The organism is Pseudonocardia aurantiaca, assembly GCF_039526725.1.
GTDB classification, from domain to species: Bacteria; Actinomycetota; Actinomycetes; order Mycobacteriales; family Pseudonocardiaceae; genus Pseudonocardia; species Pseudonocardia aurantiaca.
The window spans coordinates 720,952-739,947 of sequence record NZ_BAAAJG010000008.1 but is presented as its reverse complement, the minus strand read 5'-3'; the positions used below and the strand labels follow the sequence as shown (position 1 = coordinate 739,947).

Below are 18,996 nucleotides of genomic sequence, written 5' to 3'. Positions count from 1 at the left end.
TCAACCCCCCGACGGCCGCCGGCCGCCCAGCATCGAGAAGACGTGGTCGAACGGGCGGGCCGCGGGCGCGGTCTGGTGGCGTGCGGCGTCCTTCTCCGCCCACACGGTCTCCGGTCGGCTCTGCAGCAGGAACACGTTCTCCCCCCTGGGTGCGGTCCGCGACACGGCCCACTCGATGTCCTGCGGACAGCCGTAGTGGGCCTCGACCCTGCGCGCGATCGCCACCAGTTCGGCGATCTCCTCGTCGTCGACCGACGGGACGTCGCGCAGCTGCGTCGGTACCTCGGCCTCGACGATGCCGTGTCCGCTCGGGTCGGGCTGGTGCCAGCAGGTCTTCGTCGCCACCGTGCGCCGGACGATCTCGCCGGTGACCTTGTTGACGACGAAGGAGTCCGGGGTCACGTCGCCGCCGACCACGGCCGAGCCGAGGCCCCAGCTCGCGTCGAGGGCGATCACCGAGCGGTCGCCGGTCTGCGGGCTGCGGGTGAACATAACCCCGGAGCTGCGCGCACCGACCATCTGCTGGACGACGACCGCCATGGCCAGATCGGTCTCCGGGATGCCACGGCGCAGGCGGTAGGTCACCGACTCGACGCTGTAGAGGCTGGCCCAGCAGCGGCGGACGTGGTCGAGCACGGACTGCCCGCCGTGCACCCACAGATAGGTGTCCTGCAGGCCGGCGAAGCTCGCCTCGGCGCTGTCCTCGCTGGTGGCACTTGACCGCACGGCGACCGGGAGGTCCGGCTGGCCGGCCTCGGCGGACAGCCGCGCGTACCCGGCCAGGACGGCGTCGGCCACCGGGGTCGGTGGCGGGGCCGACTCGACTAGCTGCCGGATCTCGGCGGTCTCGGCCGCGAGCCGGTCGGCGTCACCCGGGTCCAAACCGGCCACGCGGCGGCCGACCTCGTCGGCGAGGACGCCCATCGCGTCGCGGAACGCCGCGGTCGTCACCACGAACCCGTCGGGCACCCGGACACCGGCCCGCAGGAGCTCGCCGAGGCTGGCGCCCTTGCCGCCTGCGGACGGGACGTCGTCGCGGCCGATGCGGGCGAACTCGAGCACGGGCTGCACACTGGTCACGGGGGCGCTCATCCGAGGATGGTGACGATGCCGCGGTCACCGTCGACGCGGACGCGGTCGCCGGTCCTGATACGGGTGGTGGCCTGCCCGGTCCCGACGACGGCGGGCATGCCGTACTCGCGGGCGACGATCGCGGCGTGCGACATGGTGCCGCCGATGTCGGAGACGGCGGCGGCGATCTTGCCGAAGACCGGGCCCCAGCTCGGGGCGGTCACCGCGCAGACGAGGACCTCGCCCTCGCGGATCTGCCCGATCTCGTTGACGCTTTCCAGCACCCGCGCGACCCCCTCCACGACCCCAGGGGAGGCGGCGTAGCCGCGGACGACCTTCTCGTCGAGCTCGTTACCACCCAGCCAGGTCTGCACCGTCTCGTCGGTGACACCCCACAGCATCTGCACCGCCGGGTCGTTCAGTGCCTCCGGCACCGGCCCCAGCGCCGGAGGCGGTGACCATCCGGTCAGCGCCGCCACGATCCGCTTCCGCTCGTCGACGATCGGTTGCCAGTGCCGGGCGCCGAGCTCGGTGCCGCCGGAGGCCCAGGCGAGCTGGACATCGGCAAGGGCGTCCTCGACCTCGGTGTGCCGCAGGTGGAACACGTCCTCGGCCTCGGCTAGGACGCCGCGGTCGGCGAGCAGGCCGCCGAACGCGCGGATCTTCTGGAAGAACCGCGTGGTGAACCAGTGCTCGCAGTAGAACTTGTGGGACTCGATGTAGGGGAAGACCTGCCGGCACAGGCCCAGCATCTGGTCGAACGCGGCCTTCTCCTCGTCGCCGCCGAGCAGTGCCCGGTACTCCTGCGCGATCCGCTCACGCTCCTCGGCCAGTCGCTTGGTGGGTCGGGTCAGGTCCGCACCCCCGCGGATCTGCTCGACGTAGCGGGGCAGCGCGGCGAACGGGACCGTCAGGTCGTCGGACCACGACAGGTGGTGGTGGTAAAAGCCGTCGCCGACCGAGACGTGGAACCACGGGTCTTTGGCCTCCTCGAGCGCCGCCAGCCACCGAGCTCCGGCGTCGCCCCGCTCGCCGAGCGCCGCCAGCACCTTGGCCGGCTCGCCGCCCTCCACGAACAGGTCGGCCAGGTCGAGCTCGACCGCCAGCGCGGCCAGTTTCTTCAGCTCCTCGTCCGGCTGGTACATCGTGACGTCCATACCGGCGACCATGCGGGCGACCATCTGGTCACCGATCTCCGGGAACGCGTTCCGGCAGAACTCGAAGAACACGACGTACGCGCCGTAGCCGAGCATGAGGAACTCGGTGTGGTGGTGCCACATCTTCGAGTACAGGTCGACGCACCGGTGGAAGTTCTCCCGCAGCAGGTGGTTCGTCGCGTAGCCGCGGGCGCCGGTCACCACCGACAGGTCGTCGAGCTCCTGCAGCCGGGGCACCTCGACCGCCTCGATCTCGGCGATCAGGGCCTCGATCCGCTGCTGCCAGCCGATGTAGAGCTCGTCCCAGTTTGCGTAGTAGTGCCCGGCCCGCTCCTGGAAGTCGGTAAGCCGCTCCTGGATCCGGGCGGGGTCGGTGACCGCGTTGGCCGTGATGTATACCCGCCCGTTGAGGATCCGGTACTCGATCCCCATCGTAGTGGGAAAGGAGAACAGGCGGGCGGTGTTCGCCCCGATGGCGGTGTACGGGATCTCCGACGTGATGCCGTCGAAAGCGGGGATGACCTCGGGGAAGTGCATGGCGTTGTAGAACCAGAAGCGCTGGTCGTCCTCCGGCTGGAAACGGGTGAAGTAGGGGTACATCGACTCCCACCCCTCCGCGCCCGCCGCGGCGGCGATCTGGGACGGCAGCGGGAACGACCGCTCGCCGGCGGACTGGAACATGGCTATCTCCTCTTCCTCGAGGGTCAGGCGACGGGCTGGGCGGTGTGCGGCCATGGTTGACGAGATCGGGCCGGCAGCGGCACCACCCCTTTCCATCAGATGGAAAGCCGCTTACGCTGACGCCGTGCCGCGCACCGCTTCACGACCTCCCGTACGCACTGCTCCGGGCCGGTCGGCGACGTCACGAGCGCTCTCGGTGCTCGACGCGTTCGACGGCGGGCACCAGGCCCTCACTCTCTCCCAGATCGCGAGGCGCGCGGGGCTGCCCGTGGCGACGGCCCACCGGCACGTCGCCGACCTGTGTGCGGCGCGGCTGCTGGCCCGCCGGCCGGAGGCCACCTACGAGATCGGCGCCCGGATGTGGCGGCTGGGCCTGCTGGCCCCACCCACCCGGCTGCGCGAGACGGCCCTTCCGTACCTACAGGACCTCGTCATCGCGACCGGGCACACGGCGCACCTCGCCGTCCTCGACGGCCAGCACGCCCTCGTCGTGGAGCGGCTCGCCGGCTCGCGCACGCAGCCGACGCGACACAGCCCGGGGGCCCGGCTGCCTCTCCACTGCACGGCAGTGGGCAAGGTACTGCTGGCATACGCGCCCATCGCGCTGAGCGACGAGGTCCTCCGCCAGCCCGCTCGGTACACGAAGTGGACGGTCACCGACGTCGTGGCGCTACGCCGCCAGCTCGCGACCATCCTGCGGGTCGGGGTGGCGACGAGCGCCCAGGAGCACCGCGAGGGAGTCTCCTCTCTCGCGGTGCCGGTGCACGGCTCGTCCGGGGTGGTCGCCGCCCTGGGGATCCTGGCCCCCCTCACGAGTCCTCGCCTCGGGGGGACCGTCGGCCCGCTGCAGGCCGCAGCCGCCGCCGTCGGCGCGGCGCTCATCGGCGGGGACCTCGAACATGTGGTGGATTCCGAGCGGGACATCGGCGACGAAGGGCCGTGACCGCCGCCCCTGGACGGGATGTCCGCCGTTTCCATTGCATGGAAAGCAGACGGAGAGGTACTGGCGTTCGTCGTCGTCGTCGCCACCGGTGCGTCGACCCGGCCGTCCCCGTGGGCCGTCCCCTCGGGCGCCCACGTGCTGCGAACGCTCAACGACTGCGTGGCCCTGCACGGGGATCTCCGGGCCGAGTGGCCTGGGGGCGGAGCGGTGGTCATCGTGGGAGGAGGCTTCATCGGCGCCGAGGTCGCCGCCGCGGCCCGCGCGCTCGGCCACCGGGTATCCGTCGTCGACCCGCTCCCCGCACCGATCGGCCGCGCGGTTGGCCCGGAGGTCGGGGCGCATCTCGCCGCGCTGCACCACCGGCACGGCGTCGCCACCCACTTTGGGGTCGGGGTGCAAGCGGTGGAGGGCTCGGCCGGTGACCTCACCGTGCGGTTGACCGACGGGGCCGAACTGCCAGCGACGACCGTCGTGGTCGGCATCGGCGCGAATCCCAATACCGGCTGGCTGGCCGGTTCCGGGCTCCTCCTCGACGACGGCGTGGTCTGCGACGCGCAGGGTCGAGCGCAGGACACGCCCGGGGTGTACGCGGTCGGGGACGTGGCACGCTGGCTCGACCCGGACAGCGGTGAGCACCGCAGGGTCGAGCACTGGACCAGTGCCGTCGATCAGGCCCGGTGCGTCGCGCGGACCATCTGCCGGCCGGACAGCCCACCGCTTCGCCAGGTCGACTATGTGTGGACCGACCAGCACGACTGCAAGATCCAGATCCTCGGACGGCCCCTGCTCGGCACCCGCACCGAGGTTCTCGGGCGGTTCACCGACAGTTCCGCCAAGGCCGCCGCCCTCTACGCCGACGACGAGGGCCGCCTGGTCGGCGCGGTGACCATGAACTGGCCGAAGGCGATGGTCACGTGCCGCCGACTGATCGGCCTGAGGGCGAACCTCAGCGACGCACAGGAACAGATCCAGCTGCCGTCCCACTGCCGTCCCACCTAGCCGCGGCCGCACCCGAGCGGGCCCGGACCGCGATCTGACGGCGGCACAGGTAGCTGCGGTGAGCCACCGCAGTCGACCATCCAGTCCGGCCGCTCGTTGACCGACAGGAGGTACACGCGGCGAGCCGCCGTCATCGCGACCCGCCGGCTCCGCGAGCTGACCACCTGCGCCGTGCACACGCCGTTGTCAACGACGAACAGCTGCCCGATCGAAGCGAATGCAGGCAGACTGTTTTGCGCGGCCTCGACGTCTTCGGTGCGCAGAAGGGCCCAGCCCAGTACCCCAAGGGCGGCGATCATCCAGACCACGAGATTGTCGAAGGTAGACCACGGGGGAGCGCGGGCGGGTATCTAGTCTAGTGCCGCGTCAAGAAGGGTTGGCGCTGTAACGGTGTCGGCTTGATCCGCCACGTTCGGCCCCGGGAGGCTGTCCGGTGGAGGTGGTGATGGCACGGCAGCCCGAGGTGTTCGTCCGCGCGTTGGAGCCGGAAGAAGCGCAGCGTCTGGTCAAGATCACCAGGACGGCCAGGGATCGGGTGCGGTTGCGGCGGGCCGGGATCGTGCTCGCCTCGGTGCAGGGGCGCAGCGCGGCGGACGCGGCCGCGATGTTCGCCGCGACAGCCCAGTACGCGCGGGCTTTCGAACGCCGAGGTCATCGATGCGATCCAAGCTGACATTCTTCACGCCATTCGTGCCCGGGCGTTCCCAAGGCATCGTCCCGGGATCGGCCACGTCAGGCGGCCGGCCCCGGCGCCGTCTCCACCCTGCCAGGTGCGCGCGAGCACGTACAACGCCATGGATCCGGCACCTGCCGGCGTCGGCGGTTCCGTGGAGCGGAAGCGCGGTCCGGACGGTCTGGACGTTGTCTCCCGGGATCTGCTTATCGGGCTTGAACGAACCCGACTCGACGTAACTTTTCTCGGTGCACTCATCGACGACACCGCCGATGCATACACAGCGGGGACCATCGCAGGTATCCTCGGTCGCCTCGACGGAATCATCGCGGGTGGAATCCGACGAGGCCTGCGGCGAGATCGGCGCGGTACTTGAGTGCTGAGTGCAGTCCGTAGTAGGTGAAGCCTTTGCCCGCGGTCTCCAAGCCACAGCGCCGGGATCTCCGCGAGCCGGTGGGTACGGCGAAGACGGATGTCGCGATCCATGGACCGCCCCGTCCCCGGGCCGGACGGAACGGTGCGTCCCTTCCCGCCTTTCCCGCGCCGGACGACCGCTGCTCCAGTCTTGAGGTCGACGTCGGCAACCTCCATGACAGAGACCGGCCTGCGCGCAGGCCGGTCTCTGTCATCAGCTCGGGCGTGTGGCCAGTCGCATCGCACCAGACCAGAAACCGGCGCACGCCGTCGCCGTAGACCTTGATCGTGGCCGGGCTCTTCCGCTCCGCACGGAGGCTCAACTCCCAGGACGGCAGAAGCGCGGCGAGGTCCGGTGGAGGCCTCCGTTATCTTGACTGAGAGCGCTGTGCGCGCAGAAGGCCCTCCGAGCAAACTTTCCGCAGCTCAGAGGGCCTTCCCGTGATCGTTGTCAGTCCAGGTAGTCGCGCAGCACCTGCGACCGCGATGGGTGGCGCAGCTTCGACATCGTCTTGGACTCGATCTGCCGGATCCGCTCCCGGGTGACCCCGTAGACCTGGCCGATCTCGTCGAGGGTGCGGGGCTGGCCGTCGGTCAGGCCGAACCGCAGCCGTACGACACCCGCCTCGCGCTCGGACAGGGTGGCCAGCACCGACTGGAGCTGGTCCTGCAGCAGCGTGAAGCTCACCGCGTCGACCGCGACGACCGCCTCGGAGTCCTCGATGAAGTCGCCGAGCTGGGAGTCGCCCTCGTCGCCGATGGTCTGGTCGAGCGAGATGGGCTCCCGGGCGTACTGCTGGATCTCCAGCACCTTCTCCGGGGTGATGTCCATCTCCTTGGCCAGCTCCTCCGGCGTGGGCTCACGGCCCAGGTCCTGGAGCAGCTCGCGCTGGATGCGGCCGAGCTTGTTGATGACCTCGACCATGTGCACGGGGATGCGGATGGTGCGGGCCTGGTCGGCCATGGCGCGGGTGATGGCCTGCCGGATCCACCAGGTGGCGTAGGTGGAGAACTTGTAGCCCTTGGTGTAGTCGAACTTCTCGACCGCGCGGATCAGGCCGAGGTTGCCCTCCTGGATGAGGTCCAGGAACGCCATGCCGCGGCCGGTGTAGCGCTTGGCCAGCGAGACGACCAGGCGGAGGTTGGCCTCCAGCAGGTGGTTCTTGGCGCGCTCGCCGTCGCGGACGATCCAGCGCAGGTCGCGGCGCAGCTGCGGCGACACCTTCTCGCCTGCGTCGATCGAGCGGCGCATGCGTTCGGCGGCGTAGAGGCCGGCCTCGATCCGTTTGGCGAGCTCGACCTCCTCCTCCGCGTTGAGCAGCGCGACCTTGCCGATCTGCTTGAGGTAGGCGCGGACCGAGTCGGCCGAGGCGGTGAGCTCGGCGTCCTTGCGGGCCTGCCGCAGCGCCTCCGACTCCTCCTCGTCCCACACGAAGTCGCCGGACTTCTGGGGGGTGGAGGAGCGCTCCCGCGTGGCCGGGCTGCGCCGGTTGGCGCCGGTGTTGGCCGGCTCCTCGTCGTCGTCATCGTCGTCATCGTCGTCGACCGCAACCTCGGCGTCGGCGACGTCGTCGCCCGCGAGGTCGGCGTCGAGCTCGACGTCGACGTCCTCGAGCTCACCCGCTTCGGGCGCGCCGTCGAGCTCGACGTCGCCGTCGAGATCGGTGGGCTCGCCGTCGACGGGCTGGCCCGACTTCTTCGCCGGAGCGCTCTTCTTCGCCGGCCCACCAGAGCGCGTCTTGGTGGCGCTCTTCGCTGCGGGCTTGGCCGCGGTCTTGGCGGACGCGCCCGAACGCGTGCCGGACCGGCGTGCGGGTGCTGGACTCGTCGGTGTGTCGATCGACGGGTCGATGCGGGTTGCGGAGTCTGCGGCTGCCACTAGGCCCTCTCGCTACGGTGCGCTCTGCGGTGCGCCGGGACGCGTATGAGATCCGGCTGCAGGTCGAGATGTTGTCGGTTACCTCGCCGGATTGCCGCCCGATGGTGCTGTCGGAGGCCATCCCGCTTCGGGGTACTGCGCCATTGTAACTGCGTGTGCTCCGGTAGTCCGCGCTCTGCCCGCCCGCCCGCCGACTTCGTTCGGCTATCCGTCCCCCGAAGCCACGCCGTTGGCCGACACGCCGGGGCCCGGCCGGTCGCAATGTGGTCGGATGGTCTTCGTGACCGACGCCCGTCCGACCGAACCGACAGGCCGTCAATCGGCCGATCCCGATCACCCGCAGGAGTTGCGGCGGATCGCCGAGCGCATCGTCACCGAGGCCGCTGAACACCTGCGTGGCCTGCCGAGGCCGTGGGACGACGCAGGCGCCGGACCGGCAGGCGGCGTGGCGACGAAGAGCACGCCGACCGACGTCGTCACCGAGTCGGACCACACCCTGGAGAACCTCGTGCGCGAGCGGCTCGCGCAGCTGCGCCCCGGTGACTCCGTGGTGGGGGAGGAGCACGGCGGTTCGGCGGGCAGCTCGCGCACGCTGTGGGTGGTCGACCCGATCGACGGCACCGTCAACTTCCTCTACGGGTTGCCCTGGTATGCCGTGTCGCTCGCGGCCGTGCGGGACGGGGAGTCGGTGGCCGGGGCGGTGGCGGAGCCCGCCACCGGCAGGCTCTGGAGCGCGGCCGTCGGCGCCGGGGCGACGTGCGACGGGAGGCCGCTGCGGGTGTCCGGGGCGAGCGAGCTGTCGCTGTCGCTGCTCGGCACCGGTTTCTCCTACCGCGCCGAGCGGCGGGTCCGGCAGGCCGCGATGGTCGCCGGGATGCTGCCGGAGGTGCGGGACGTGCGGCGCACCGGCTCGGCCGCGCTGGACCTGTGCGCGGTGGCCGCCGGCTGGCTCGACGCGTACCTGGAGCACGGGTGCAGCTGGTGGGACTGGGCTGCCGCCGCGCTCATCGCCACCGAGGCCGGGGCCGTCGTGCGCACGCCGGGGCCCACCGGCAGCGTGCCGCCCGACGACGGGCTCGGCGCCGACGCACTCCTCGCGGCGACGCCTGCGATCGCCGCCGACCTCATGGCGCTGGCGAGGGAGCACGGCGCCGCGAACGTATAACGCGCCCCGTCAGCAGGAGGCGCTGCGCGACTCCTGCAGCAGCGCCGGATCGACGGCAGGCTGAGCGGGTGCGGTCGGGGCGTCGGCCGCGTTGGGGTCGGCGTTGGCCGCGCCGTCGCTGCTGCCGCCGCTTGGGCGGCCCAGCTGGTCGAGGGCGTCGCGCTGGGCGCGGCCGGGGTTGAGGTCGCCGAACGCGGTGCCCACCGCGACGTCGACGCTGTCGTCGGGGCGCACGTCGCGCACCAGCTCGGCGCACGGCATCGCAAGGCCGAGGGTGCTCGCCGCCGCCTCGCCCGCCTGGCCGAAGCGGATTTGGCCGAAGCACTTCATGTCCTGGGCCGGGTAGAACGGGTCGTTGTCGGGAGGGGCCGCCTCGGCGAATCCGAGGTCTCCGAGCTGCGCGGCCACGAGGTTGGCCTGGCCGCGCTGGCCCCCCGCGTTGAGCACCCGCACCCGCACCGACGCGGGCGGGATCGGCGCCACGCCGTCCAGCGAGCCCGCCTCCAGCACCTCCCCGGGCGCCGGATCCACGATGGGGCAGGACGCCGCCCCGGCGGCCCCCGAGGCATTCACGAGCACCGTGACCCAGGTGGTGATCGCGACGATCGCGAGGAGCGACACCAGCACCAGCACCGGGCCGCGCCTGCGGCGCTGGTAGGGCCGGGTCCGGCGGCCGGAGCTTGGTTCGCGGGAGTGGACGGGTGAGGTCGAGGCCGCCATCGTTCAGTCGAGCCCTTCGGTGCGGACGTGGTGGCCGAGCGCCACGAGCGGGGCGAGGCTGCCTTCCAGCCCCGTGGCCATGGATGCCGGCACCATGCCGGCGCGGACCCTCGCGAGGATCCCGGCGAGCACGACCCCCAGCTTGAACGCGCCGAAGGCCATGTACCAGGGGAGTGGCTCCAGGTCGAGCCCCGAGGCGGCCGCGTAGGCGCGCGCCACATCGGCCCGCGTGTGGAAGCCGGGCAGGCGCGTCGGGGTGGGCAGGTGGCCCGCGGCCTGCCAGACTGGGTGCTCGACGGCCTCGTGCCAGTAGACGAGCAGGAGCCCGAGGTCGGCGAGCGGGTCGCCGAGCGTCGAGAGCTCCCAGTCAAGCACCGCGCGGATCCGTCCGGGATCGGCGGCGTCGAAGAGGCAGTTGTCGATGCGGTAGTCCCCGTGCACGATCGTGTACCGCTGGGTGGTGGGCAGCGAGCCGGTGAGCGCCTCGGCCAGCGCGGTCAGCTCCGCCACGGTCCGCGCGTCCGTCGGGACGCCGTCGCGGGCCTGCTCCCACTGCGTCACCCAGCGCCGCACCTGGCGGCCCAGGTACCCCTCGGGGCGCCCGAAGTCGCCGAGGCCGACCCCGGCCGGGTTGACGCTATGCAGGGTGGCGAGGACCTCGACCAGCGCCGCGCTCGCCCGGCGGCGCTCCTGCGCGGTGGTCGCCCAGCCGGGCGGGAGGTCGCCCACCGGGACGACCCCCTCCACGAGCTCCATGACGAAGCAGGGCGCGTCGACGGGCGGGCCGCCATCCGACGCGGCCAGCACCCGCGGCACGGGCACACCGGTGCCGCCCAATGCGCTGATCACCCGGCGCTCGCGCCCCATGTCGTGCGCCGTGGCCGCGACCTCGCCGACCGGCGGGCGGCGCAGCACCACGGCACCGGCGGGGCTGTCGACGCGGTAGGTGAGGTTCGAGCGGCCCGCCCCGATCGGCCGGAGGGTGCAGCCCTCGGCCCAGGCCGGGTCGCCGAGCACGTCGGCGAGCCACGCGCCGACGGCAGCAGGCTCTGCGCCCCGCACCGCGTCTCCCGTCGCGTTGGAGGCGTCCACGCGGTCGGACGAGACGGTGCGATCGGGAGAGACAGCCACGGGCGCACCCTAACGGCCATATCCATCCGGCGCGGGGTGCCGGGCACTCCCCCGGAGGCTGAGTTACCCTCTCGGCCCCGGGGGACTCCGCGCAGGACCGCGATACCGCATCGCGGCCGCAGCCGGGACTGGGTTGAGACGTGCGTCACTCAGATGCCGGGCACAAACACCGGTCCTGTGGCGTTGTCCAGCCGCACGACGACGACATGTGTGTTAAGAGGGTGGGAACGATGGCGACCGACTATGATGCGCCGCGGCGCAACGAGACCGACGACCTGGCTGAGGACTCGCTCGACGAGCTGAAGGCCCGGCGGAACGAGGCCCAGTCGTCGGTCGTGGACGTCGACGAGTCGGACACGGCCGAGAGCTTCGAGCTGCCGGGAGCCGATCTCTCGGGCGAGGAGCTCACCGTGAAGGTGCTCCCGAAGCAGGCGGACGAGTTCACCTGTGCGAGCTGCTTCCTGGTGCACCACCGCAGCCGTCTCGCCGAGAGCAACGGCACGCAGTACATCTGCCGCGACTGCGCCGCCTGATCCAGGCAGCGTGATCGGGGGCCGCACGGCAGTGCGGCCACCGAGAGTGCGGCCACCGAGAACGACGATTCCGCCCCGGAGCCGGTGCCGGTCCGGGGCTTTCGGCGTGTCTCGGGGCGTCTCCGGGTCAGCGGCGGAGCGCGGCCGCGAGCCCTTCGGCGTCGCGGACGCTGAAAATCCAGTACGGCGTCGGGTCGTCCGGGTCGGTGACCTCGATGCGGACGACCTGGCCGACCCACGCGCGGTGCAGCAGGTAGGCCGTCGGGTCGAGCTCCGGGCCCAGCGCCTCCTGCTTGCGCTCCTTCGGCACAGTCTCCACGCGGCCCACGTACCGCAGCGGGAGCCGGGCCGCGCCGACCTGCAGCTCGCCGCCCGCCACCCGCACCCGGCTGCGCCCGAGCCAGAACAGCGCCACCACGAACACCGGAATCGTGATCGCGTACCCGATCCAGGAACGGATGCCGGGGTAGCCCATGTGCACTTCGGCGCCCAGAAGCGTCGCTACGCCGATTGCCGGCAGGTACCACCAGAAGGGCACCGACAACCGCTCGTCGAACCGAGGGGTGCCGGACGTCGCAGGTGGGCTGGCCGACGGGTGCTCGCTCACGGTTCCCGAGGGTAACGTCGCCCGTCGTGTCCGGCCCCGTCGACGCTCCGCTGCAGGAGCCGCTCACCGCAGCGCCCACCGTTCCGCCGGTCGACGTGCTGCTCACGCGGCTCGACGCCGGGCTTCCCGTGCCTTCCTACGCGAGGGCCGGGGACGCCGGCGTCGACCTGCGGTGCACCGCCGACGTCGTGCTGGGCCCCGGTGAGCGGGCCGTCGTGGGCACCGGCATCGCGATCGCGCTTCCGCCGGGTCACGCGGGGTTCGTGCACCCCCGGTCCGGGCTCGCGGCGCGCGCCGGGCTCTCGGTCGTGAACACACCAGGCACGGTTGACTCCGGCTACCGCGGGGAGATCCAGGTCTGCCTCATCAACCACGACCCGCGCGAGGAGCTGCGGTTGCGCCGCGGCGACCGGATCGCGCAGCTCGTGGTGCAGAAGGTCGAGCACGTGCGGTTCGTCGAGGTCGCCGAGCTGCCCGAGTCCGAGCGCGGGGCCGGCGGGCACGGCTCAACCGGCGGACACGAGCGACTCGGCACCGCCGGCCCGACCCCGGGAGCGACGACCCAGTGACCCCCACCGAAAATCCACCACATATCTCGGCGGCCCAGCATCCCGCTGACCGCGCCGGCATGCCGGCCGAGTACTCCCGGTACGAGGCCGGCACGCCGGCGCACCCAGCGGAACCCTGGATCCACCGACCTACGCACCGGATTTCCGGCGGGGGCCACTAGTGTCCCGACGCAATCGAGCGGCCGCCGCCAACGCAGGCACGGGCGCCGGCAGCGCCACCGCGGACGATCCTGGGGCGAGCGGCGCGCTCGCGCTGGATCCGCTGTCCGGCCCGCTGCCCATCACCGGCCCGCACGACGGCGAGACCCTCGACCCCGAGGTCACCAACGCCGCCGGCGTGGTCGACTTCGGCGCGATCCAGGTTCCCGTGCCGCTGACCGGCACCGTCACCGTGGAGCCCACGGCCAATGGGCGCATGCAGGCCGTCCACATCGCACTCGCCGGTGGCCGGCTGTCGGTGAGCGCGCTCGCCGCGCCGAAGTCCTCGAAGCTCTGGCCCGACCTGGCCAGGGAGATCGACAAGTCGCTGCGCGACGGTGGCGCGCGCGTGCGGTCGTACGCCGGCGAGTGGGGCCGGGAGCTGCACGCCACGTCGGGCAAGGCGAAGTCGGTGTTCGTCGGGGTCGACGGCCCGCGGTGGATGCTCTACGGGGTCGCCACCGGCCCGGAGGCCCAGGCCGACGCCCTCGAGGCCGAGCTGCGCCGCATGCTGCGGGGCACGGTGGTGGTGCGGGGCAAGAACCCGTACCCGGTGCGCACCGTGCTGCCGCTCGTCGTGCCGGAGTACCTCATGGAGCAGGCGGCCGCGGCGAAGGAGAAGAAGGCTGCCGAGGAGCCCGCTGCCCAGCAGGCGGCGGCTCAGCAGGCGGCGGCTCAGCAGGCGGCGGCCCAGCAGGCGGCGGCCCAGCAGGCGGCGGCCCAGCCCGCCGCAGGACAGCCCGGCACCCAGCGCATCGCGGTCCCGCCCAGGCCGGCTGCGCAGCACACCGGTGCCCACGCGCCGGTGGCGCCTGTCGCGGCGGAGGAAGAGCCGCCGCCCACCACGCCGCTGCGGGAACTGGCGCCCTCGGCCCGGCGCGCGGCGGCGGCCGCGTGGCGGAACCGGCCGTCCATCGCCGCGGCTCCCGATCGCGACGGGACCGCAGGCGCACCGCCCTCATGGGCGGACCCGGTTCGCCGCATCGAGCAGGGGGATCCCGACGACCCCACCGAAGTGTGGGACGAGCTGCCGCCCGATCCGGCCGCGACCGGCGCACCGGAGCACGCTCCGCCCGGCCCGGCGGCGACAGGTGGCAGGCGCGGGCTCCCCGAGCGCCCTGCCGAGCCCGCCGTCGAGGCGTCCGGACGGCGGCACCTGGCCGAGCAGCCGCCCGCACCGGCCCCCCGCCCGACGCCGTGGCCGACCGGGGCCCACCCGGCCCGGCCCGCCGCGGAAGCCGGTGGGCTGCCGCCCGTCGGGGGGCCCGGAACCAACGGCCGGCCGCATCGCGTGGAGTCGGGCCCGCATCCGGCGCCGCGTTCGACCGGCGCGTACCCCGCCCAGCCCGCGGCGGAGGCCGGCGGGCAGGGTGCCGGGACCAATGGCTGGGTTCATCGGGCGGAGCCTGCGCCGCGGTCGACCGGCGCGTACCCGGCGCAGCCCGCAGCAGCGACCAACGGTCGTCCGCCCCTGGCCGAGCCGCCCGTCCAACCGTCGCCCCGGCCGACCCCCCGGTCGACCGGCGCCTACCCGGTCCAGCCCGCAGGGGAGGAGACCGGACTGCTGCCCACCACCGGGCGGTGGGCAGCGACGAACGGCAGGCGGCACCCCGCCGAGGCTGCCGGGCAACCGACCGGCGCGTACCCCGTCGAGCCCGCCGCCGGCCTCCCGGCCGAGCCTGCGCCGTCGAGCGGGTCCTACCCGGTCGAGCCCGGCCCGGAGACGACGGGCCGCCGCCGGCTGATCGACCCGGCCGCCGCCCAGGCGACGGGATGGCTCGCGGCCGAGGCTGGTCCTGGCGCCACGGGCCGGCGGCGGCGCGTGGCGCCGACCGGGGCGTACCCGCCGGAGCAGCAGGCCGAGCCGGGTTCGGAGAGTTCGTCCCCGTCGTGGCGGACCGGGGCGCATCCCGTCGAACCGGGTGTCGCGGGCACCGGGCGGCGTCACCTGGCCGGGCCGCTCGGGCAGCCCACCCGATCGAATCCGCTCCAACCCGCCGGGGCCGAGACATCCGGGTGGCTGCCGGGTGTGGAGGCCACGGGCAGGCGCCGGGCACAGGAGCCGGCGGCTGAGCGGTCGCCGCTGGCGGAGCCTGCGTCAGCGGCGGACGAACGGCACCCGCTCGCGCCCCCGTCGGAAGCGACCGGCAGCAGGTCAGCGGTGGAGCCGGCCGCGGACTTCGGCGGCGAGCAGACGGGGCGCGCGCGCCTCGGCGACTCCGCGTTCCAGTCCACGGGGTGGTTCCCCGTCGCGTCCACGGACGCTCCCGCGGAGCCGGGTGGCCGGCGCAGGCGCCGCGAACCCGACGCCGCGGACACCGCGGCCTGGCAGCCGTTGTCCGCCGCGGAGCGGTTGAGCGAGGCGACGGGCCGCAGGCGCCTCGCGGACGCCGACTCCACCGACACCGGCAGGCGTCGCCTGCGCGAGCCGGAGGACACGGGGACCGGATCGTGGCGGCGGGACGCCCTCGCCGAGCCGATGGTGGAGTCCACCGGCAGGCGGCACCGCACCGAGCCGTCCGCGGCGTCGTCCAGAGCGGAGTCGGTCACTGCGCCGCCCGAGCCGCGCTCGAGCAGGCCCCAGGCCGCGAAGCCGGCTCCGCAGGGCAGCCGCCGGACCCTCGGCGCGGAGTACCTGATCGACACCGGCGAGCAGGCCGTCTGGACCGGCGGCGCCCGGCGGTACGCGCCCGAGCCCGAGCCGCCGACCGAGCCGTTCACGCCGGAACCGGAGCCGTCCCGGGCCCCACCGGCGGGGGACGGGCTGCCGGGGGACGGGCCGTCTGGGGACGAGCTGTCGGCGGAGGCGCGCCGCCGCGGGCGGCATTACGTACCCGAGGACAGCGAGAGCGTGACCGCGACGGTGCCGCTGCGAGCGCTTATCGGCGACCTGGACCCTGAGCGCCCGAGCGGCCGCCACCGCCGCCCGGCGCGGTAGCCGGTGCGCTCCCGGTGAACCGCCCGCCCTCCGGCCGCGTCCGCTCGACGTGGGCCGCCCGTAGCCAGGCGAGCACCGCGGCGCGGCCCAGCACCGCGGGGTCGGCGCCGAAGGCCGCGAGCGTGGCCGTGCAGCGCTCGGCGCGGGGCAGGAGGCGCCGCCAGTGCTCGGCCACCGCGAGCGGGTGCACCGGGTCGTCCACCAGCGCGGCGATCCCGGCCGGCACCGTCAACGACCGGAGCGCAGGCGCGTCCGGGGCGGGTTCGCGGGCCGCGGCGTCGAGGGCGTCTGCGAGCCCGGCCCCGTACCCGGCCCAGGCTCTTGCCAGCTCCGCGGCCAGCCACGGCGGCGAACCGGCCCGGGCCGCCGTCACGGCCGCGTCGACGCCGCCCGCCCGCACCAGCGCGGCCGTCGCGCGGGCGGCGAGCGCGGCAGGCGCGTCCCCGGGCGGCCCGGTCCATGCGGGCAGCGCGAGCAGCAGTCCGGCCAGCCGCGCTCCCGCGACGGGCAGACGCTCGGCCGCCCACGCCGCGGCCACCTGCGCCCCGAGGGAGACCCCGCCGACGAGTAGCTGCCTGCCCTCGTCGAGCGCCCGGTCCAGAGCGCTGTCGAGGTCCGCCCGGTACCCGGACACGACGTCGGCTCCGCGCTGCGGCTCGACGGCGTGCAGGGTCACTCCGACGGCCCGCAACGGTTCCGCGAACGCCGCTCTGACAAGAAATTCGTCGGATCCCGACCCGGGCAGCACGACGGCCACCGACCGTTCGGCGCTCGGTGGGTGGCATGCTCGATTCGTGATCGGCACGCGCTGCGGTCGAGGTTTCATGGGAGTTACGCTGGTGACGGTACGGGTCCATCGATGGGCACCGAACGGACTGGGAGAGTGATGGGCGGCACCGATGGCGGTGCGTTCCGCCGCATGTTGCGCAGGCTGACCAGTGACGTCGAGGTGCTCGACGCCGACGACCTGTCGGAGGGCGCTCAACTCTCCGGCGCCCGGCGCGCCGTGGAGTGCGCCTCCGGGCAGGAGGTCACGATGCTCGGTAGGCTGCGCAGCGTAGAGTTCTGCCCGCACGACGCGGAGGCCTCTCTGGAGGCCGAGCTGTTCGACGGCACCGATGCTGTGACGCTGATCTGGTTGGGGCGTAGGCGCATCCCCGGCATCGAGCCGGGGCGCACGATGCGCGTGCACGGCCGGATCGCCGTGCGCGAGGGGCGCAAGGTGCTCTACAACCCGTACTACGAGATCTGCCAGGCCCACACCCCGTAGGAGCGCAGTGACCGCTGGTCCACCGCCGGAGTCCGAGGCCGGCGACGGCCGGCACCGTCAGTCGGCCGGAGTCGGCAGGCAGCGCGAGGTCCCCACGCTCATGGAGCAGATGGGGGGCGTGCAGGGAGTCGTCGCGTCCACAATCCCGGTCGCCGTGTTCGTCGTGGCCAACGTGATCGCCGGCCTGCAGCCCGCGTTGATCTCCGCGATCGCGGCGGGTGTGCTCGTGGCGATCTGGCGGATCGCACGCAAGCAGCCGCTGCAGCCCGCCGTGTCGGGTCTCTTCGGGGTGGGCATCGCGGCGTTCATCGCCTACCGCACCGGTGAGGCGCGCGGCTTCTACCTACCGGGCCTGCTGCTGAGCGCAGTGGGCCTGCTCGCGTTCCTGGTGTCGGTGCTGGTGCGCTGGCCGCTCGCGGGCGTGATCTGGCACGGCATCAACGGCGACGGCCAGTCGTGGCGCAAGGACCCGCGGATGCTGCGCGCGTACACACTCGCCAGCCTGCTGTGGGCCGCCGTATTCGCGGCGCGGGTGGTCGTGCAGGGCTGGCTCTACAACGCCGACCAGGAGACCTTGCTCGGCATCGCCCGGCTGGCCATGGGCTACCCGCTGTTCGGCGTGGCGCTGCTGGGCACGATCTGGGCGGTCCGGCGGGCCCGCCGCAGCCCGTCACCGGCCTGACCGGCCGCGGTCGGTACCCGACTCAGTACTGCGCGAGGGCCGCGCGGATCTCCTCTTCGACGGCCGACGTCGCCACGAACAGCAGCTCGTCACCGGGCTCCAGTGCGTCGTCGGCCTGCGGGACGATCACCCGGCCACCGCGCAGGATCACCACGAGCGCAGAGTCGGCAGGTAGCCGCAGCGAGCGCACGGGCTTCCCCGCAAGCGGTGTGTCGGCGGGGAGGGTGACCTCGACGAGGTTGGCCTGGCCCTGCCGGAACGTCAGCAGCCGGACGAGGTCGCCGACGGCCACTGCCTCCTCCACGAGCGCCGCCAGGAGGCGCGGGGTGGACACCGCGACGTCGACGCCCCAGTTCTCCCCGAAGAGCCACTCGTTGCGCGGGTCGTTGACGCGGGCCACGACCCTGCGCACCGCGAACTCGGTCTTGGCCAACAGCGAGACCACGAGGTTGACCTTGTCGTCCCCGGTGGCCGCGATGACGACGTCGCAGCTCTCCAGGCCGGCCTCCTCGAGCGAGGCCAGCTCACAGGCGTCGGCGTGCACCCACTCGGCGCGCTCGACCGACTCCGGGTCGATGTTCGCGATTTCGCGCTCGATGAGCATCACCTGGTGCTTGTTCTCCACCAGCTCCAGCGCGATGGAGCGCCCGACGGCACCAGCCCCCGCGATCGCGACCCGCATCGTGCTCAACCCTCCTGGGGCGGGGCCGCAGCCGCCGCCGTGACATCACTCACTGTTCCGGAGACCGCCGCCACGTAGACAGTGTCCTCCGCCTGGACCGCGGTGTCGGCTTTCGGGAGCACCCCGGTGCCGAATCGCACGATGAACGCCACGCGGCACCCCGCAACCTCCTCGAGCTCCCGGATCGGGCGCCCGACCCAGTCCTCGTGCACGGGCAGCGGCAGGATCGCCACCGTGCCTGTCGGCTCGCGCCACGCCGAGGCCACGCCGTCGGGCAGCAGCATCCGCATCAGCCGGTCCGTGCTCCAGGGCACCGTGGCGACCGTCGGGATGCCCAGCCGCTCGTAGACGGCGGCGCGCTTGGCGTCGTAGATGCGCGCGACGACCCGCTCGACGCCGAACGTCTCGCGCGCCACCCGCGCGGAGATGATGTTGGAGTTGTCGCCGCTCGACACCGCCGCGAACGCCTGCGCGTGGTCGACCCCCGCCTCGACGAGGACGTCGCGGTGGTAGCCCTCGCCGACCACCTGCGCCCCCCGGAAATCCGGGCTCAACCTACGGAAGGCCTGCGGGTCGTGGTCGACGACCGCGACGTCGTGCCCCAGCCGCTCGAGCCCGCCGGCGAGCGCGGACCCTACCCGTCCGCAGCCCATGATGACGACGTACACAGCGCATCCTCCCAGC

19 protein-coding genes are annotated in these 18,996 nt (G+C 73.2%); 9 read left to right on the top strand and 10 right to left on the bottom strand.

Annotation, left to right across the window (positions count from 1 at the left end; translation table 11 throughout):
* Both ABD143_RS13420 and ABD143_RS13415 read right to left on the bottom strand, forming a co-directional pair.
* Nucleotides 1–1,092, bottom strand: a complete 1,092-nt coding sequence (locus ABD143_RS13420; RefSeq protein ID WP_343976516.1) for a PEP/pyruvate-binding domain-containing protein — start codon at nt 1,090–1,092, stop codon at nt 1–3.
* Nucleotides 1,089–2,909: a PEP-utilizing enzyme gene (locus ABD143_RS13415; RefSeq protein ID WP_343976514.1), complete on the bottom strand. Its 1,821-nt coding sequence runs from the start codon at nt 2,907–2,909 to the stop codon at nt 1,089–1,091. The genes ABD143_RS13420 and ABD143_RS13415 overlap by 4 nt, the downstream gene beginning before the upstream one ends.
* Before the next feature lie 124 nt (nt 2,910–3,033).
* Between ABD143_RS13415 and ABD143_RS13410 the strand changes: the two genes are divergently transcribed.
* Together ABD143_RS13410 and ABD143_RS13405 are read left to right on the top strand one after the other, a co-directional pair.
* On the top strand, nt 3,034–3,852 hold the full coding sequence (locus ABD143_RS13410) for an IclR family transcriptional regulator (protein WP_343976511.1): 819 nt from the start codon (nt 3,034–3,036) through the stop codon (nt 3,850–3,852).
* Nucleotides 3,853–3,870: 18 nt separating this feature from the next.
* Nucleotides 3,871–4,851, top strand: coding sequence for an NAD(P)/FAD-dependent oxidoreductase (locus ABD143_RS13405; RefSeq protein WP_343976508.1), 981 nt, complete (start codon nt 3,871–3,873; stop codon nt 4,849–4,851).
* Here ABD143_RS13405 and ABD143_RS13400 read toward each other — a convergent pair.
* The gene (locus tag ABD143_RS13400) at nt 4,848–5,159 is read right to left on the bottom strand and encodes a hypothetical protein (protein WP_343976505.1); all 312 of its coding nucleotides are present in this window, start codon (nt 5,157–5,159) and stop codon (nt 4,848–4,850) included. The two genes, ABD143_RS13405 and ABD143_RS13400, sit on opposite strands and share 4 nt — an antisense overlap.
* A gap of 125 nt (nt 5,160–5,284) precedes the next feature.
* Between ABD143_RS13400 and ABD143_RS13395 the strand changes: the two genes are divergently transcribed.
* A complete protein-coding gene (locus ABD143_RS13395) occupies nt 5,285–5,524 on the top strand; it encodes a hypothetical protein (RefSeq protein WP_343976502.1) in 240 nt (79 codons plus the stop codon).
* 865 nt (nt 5,525–6,389) lie between these two features.
* On the opposite strand, the gene ABD143_RS13390 is transcribed toward ABD143_RS13395, so the two are convergent.
* Nucleotides 6,390–7,817 (bottom strand): RNA polymerase sigma factor, encoded by a 1,428-nt coding sequence (locus tag ABD143_RS13390; protein ID WP_379659739.1) that lies wholly within the window; start codon nt 7,815–7,817, stop codon nt 6,390–6,392.
* Between the two features lie 271 nt (nt 7,818–8,088).
* On the opposite strand from ABD143_RS13390, the gene ABD143_RS13385 reads away from it, so the two are divergent.
* Entirely contained in the window at nt 8,089–8,982 is an 894-nt protein-coding gene (locus ABD143_RS13385; RefSeq protein WP_343976500.1) for an inositol monophosphatase family protein, read from the top strand.
* Between the two features lie 9 nt (nt 8,983–8,991).
* Here ABD143_RS13385 and cei read toward each other — a convergent pair whose 3' ends face one another.
* Complete coding sequence (gene cei, locus ABD143_RS13380; protein ID WP_343976498.1) at nt 8,992–9,702, bottom strand: envelope integrity protein Cei; 711 nt, start codon at nt 9,700–9,702, stop codon at nt 8,992–8,994.
* Nucleotides 9,703–9,705: 3 nt separating this feature from the next.
* Complete coding sequence (locus tag ABD143_RS13375; RefSeq protein ID WP_343976495.1) at nt 9,706–10,833, bottom strand: phosphotransferase family protein; 1,128 nt, start codon at nt 10,831–10,833, stop codon at nt 9,706–9,708.
* A 230-nt stretch (nt 10,834–11,063) separates the two neighbouring features.
* Here ABD143_RS13375 and ABD143_RS13370 point away from each other — a divergent pair, with 230 nt between their 5' ends.
* Nucleotides 11,064–11,366: a DUF4193 domain-containing protein gene (locus tag ABD143_RS13370; protein ID WP_343976492.1), complete on the top strand. Its 303-nt coding sequence runs from the start codon at nt 11,064–11,066 to the stop codon at nt 11,364–11,366.
* Between the two features lie 127 nt (nt 11,367–11,493).
* On the opposite strand, the gene ABD143_RS13365 is transcribed toward ABD143_RS13370, so the two are convergent.
* Nucleotides 11,494–11,973: a DUF3093 domain-containing protein gene (locus tag ABD143_RS13365; RefSeq protein ID WP_343976489.1), complete on the bottom strand. Its 480-nt coding sequence runs from the start codon at nt 11,971–11,973 to the stop codon at nt 11,494–11,496.
* 50 nt (nt 11,974–12,023) lie between these two features.
* Between ABD143_RS13365 and dut the strand changes: the two genes are divergently transcribed.
* Both dut and ABD143_RS13355 read left to right on the top strand, forming a co-directional pair.
* The gene (dut, locus tag ABD143_RS13360; RefSeq protein ID WP_379659752.1) at nt 12,024–12,542 is read left to right on the top strand and encodes a dUTP diphosphatase; all 519 of its coding nucleotides are present in this window, start codon (nt 12,024–12,026) and stop codon (nt 12,540–12,542) included.
* Between the two features lie 160 nt (nt 12,543–12,702).
* Nucleotides 12,703–15,678 carry a DUF3710 domain-containing protein gene (locus ABD143_RS13355; protein ID WP_343976483.1) on the top strand — a complete coding sequence of 992 codons (2,976 nt, stop codon included), beginning with the start codon at nt 12,703–12,705 and terminating at the stop codon, nt 15,676–15,678.
* Here the strand turns inward: ABD143_RS13355 and ABD143_RS13350 are convergent.
* A complete protein-coding gene (locus ABD143_RS13350) occupies nt 15,620–16,504 on the bottom strand; it encodes an alpha/beta hydrolase (protein ID WP_343976480.1) in 885 nt (294 codons plus the stop codon). The genes ABD143_RS13355 and ABD143_RS13350 overlap by 59 nt on opposite strands.
* 60 nt (nt 16,505–16,564) lie before the next feature.
* Here ABD143_RS13350 and ABD143_RS13345 point away from each other — a divergent pair, with 60 nt between their 5' ends.
* Together ABD143_RS13345 and ABD143_RS13340 are read left to right on the top strand one after the other, a co-directional pair.
* Nucleotides 16,565–16,948 carry an OB-fold nucleic acid binding domain-containing protein gene (locus ABD143_RS13345; RefSeq protein WP_343976478.1) on the top strand — a complete coding sequence of 128 codons (384 nt, stop codon included), beginning with the start codon at nt 16,565–16,567 and terminating at the stop codon, nt 16,946–16,948.
* Between the two features lie 7 nt (nt 16,949–16,955).
* Nucleotides 16,956–17,630 (top strand): DUF3159 domain-containing protein, encoded by a 675-nt coding sequence (locus tag ABD143_RS13340; RefSeq protein WP_343976477.1) that lies wholly within the window; start codon nt 16,956–16,958, stop codon nt 17,628–17,630.
* Between the two features lie 22 nt (nt 17,631–17,652).
* On the opposite strand, the gene ABD143_RS13335 is transcribed toward ABD143_RS13340, so the two are convergent.
* On the bottom strand, nt 17,653–18,312 hold the full coding sequence (locus ABD143_RS13335) for a potassium channel family protein (protein WP_343976476.1): 660 nt from the start codon (nt 18,310–18,312) through the stop codon (nt 17,653–17,655).
* 5 nt (nt 18,313–18,317) lie between these two features.
* Nucleotides 18,318–18,980: a potassium channel family protein gene (locus ABD143_RS13330; RefSeq protein WP_343976474.1), complete on the bottom strand. Its 663-nt coding sequence runs from the start codon at nt 18,978–18,980 to the stop codon at nt 18,318–18,320.
* Nucleotides 18,981–18,996 lie beyond the last annotated feature (16 nt).

What these genes read in the sequence shown, in the direction of transcription:
- ABD143_RS13420 (WP_343976516.1), bottom strand. Translation starts at nt 1,092, where the DNA reads ATGAGCGCCCCCGTGACCAGTGTGCAGCCCGTGCTCGAGTTCGCCCGC.
- ABD143_RS13415 (WP_343976514.1), bottom strand. Translation starts at nt 2,909, where the DNA reads ATGTTCCAGTCCGCCGGCGAGCGGTCGTTCCCGCTGCCGTCCCAGATC.
- ABD143_RS13405 (WP_343976508.1), top strand. Translation starts at nt 3,871, where the DNA reads ATGTCCGCCGTTTCCATTGCATGGAAAGCAGACGGAGAGGTACTGGCG.
- ABD143_RS13385 (WP_343976500.1), top strand. Translation starts at nt 8,089, where the DNA reads ATGGTCTTCGTGACCGACGCCCGTCCGACCGAACCGACAGGCCGTCAA.
- cei (WP_343976498.1), bottom strand. Translation starts at nt 9,702, where the DNA reads ATGGCGGCCTCGACCTCACCCGTCCACTCCCGCGAACCAAGCTCCGGC.
- ABD143_RS13370 (WP_343976492.1), top strand. Translation starts at nt 11,064, where the DNA reads ATGGCGACCGACTATGATGCGCCGCGGCGCAACGAGACCGACGACCTG.
- ABD143_RS13350 (WP_343976480.1), bottom strand. Translation starts at nt 16,504, where the DNA reads ATGAAACCTCGACCGCAGCGCGTGCCGATCACGAATCGAGCATGCCAC.
- ABD143_RS13345 (WP_343976478.1), top strand. Translation starts at nt 16,565, where the DNA reads ATGGGCGGCACCGATGGCGGTGCGTTCCGCCGCATGTTGCGCAGGCTG.
- ABD143_RS13335 (WP_343976476.1), bottom strand. Translation starts at nt 18,312, where the DNA reads ATGCGGGTCGCGATCGCGGGGGCTGGTGCCGTCGGGCGCTCCATCGCG.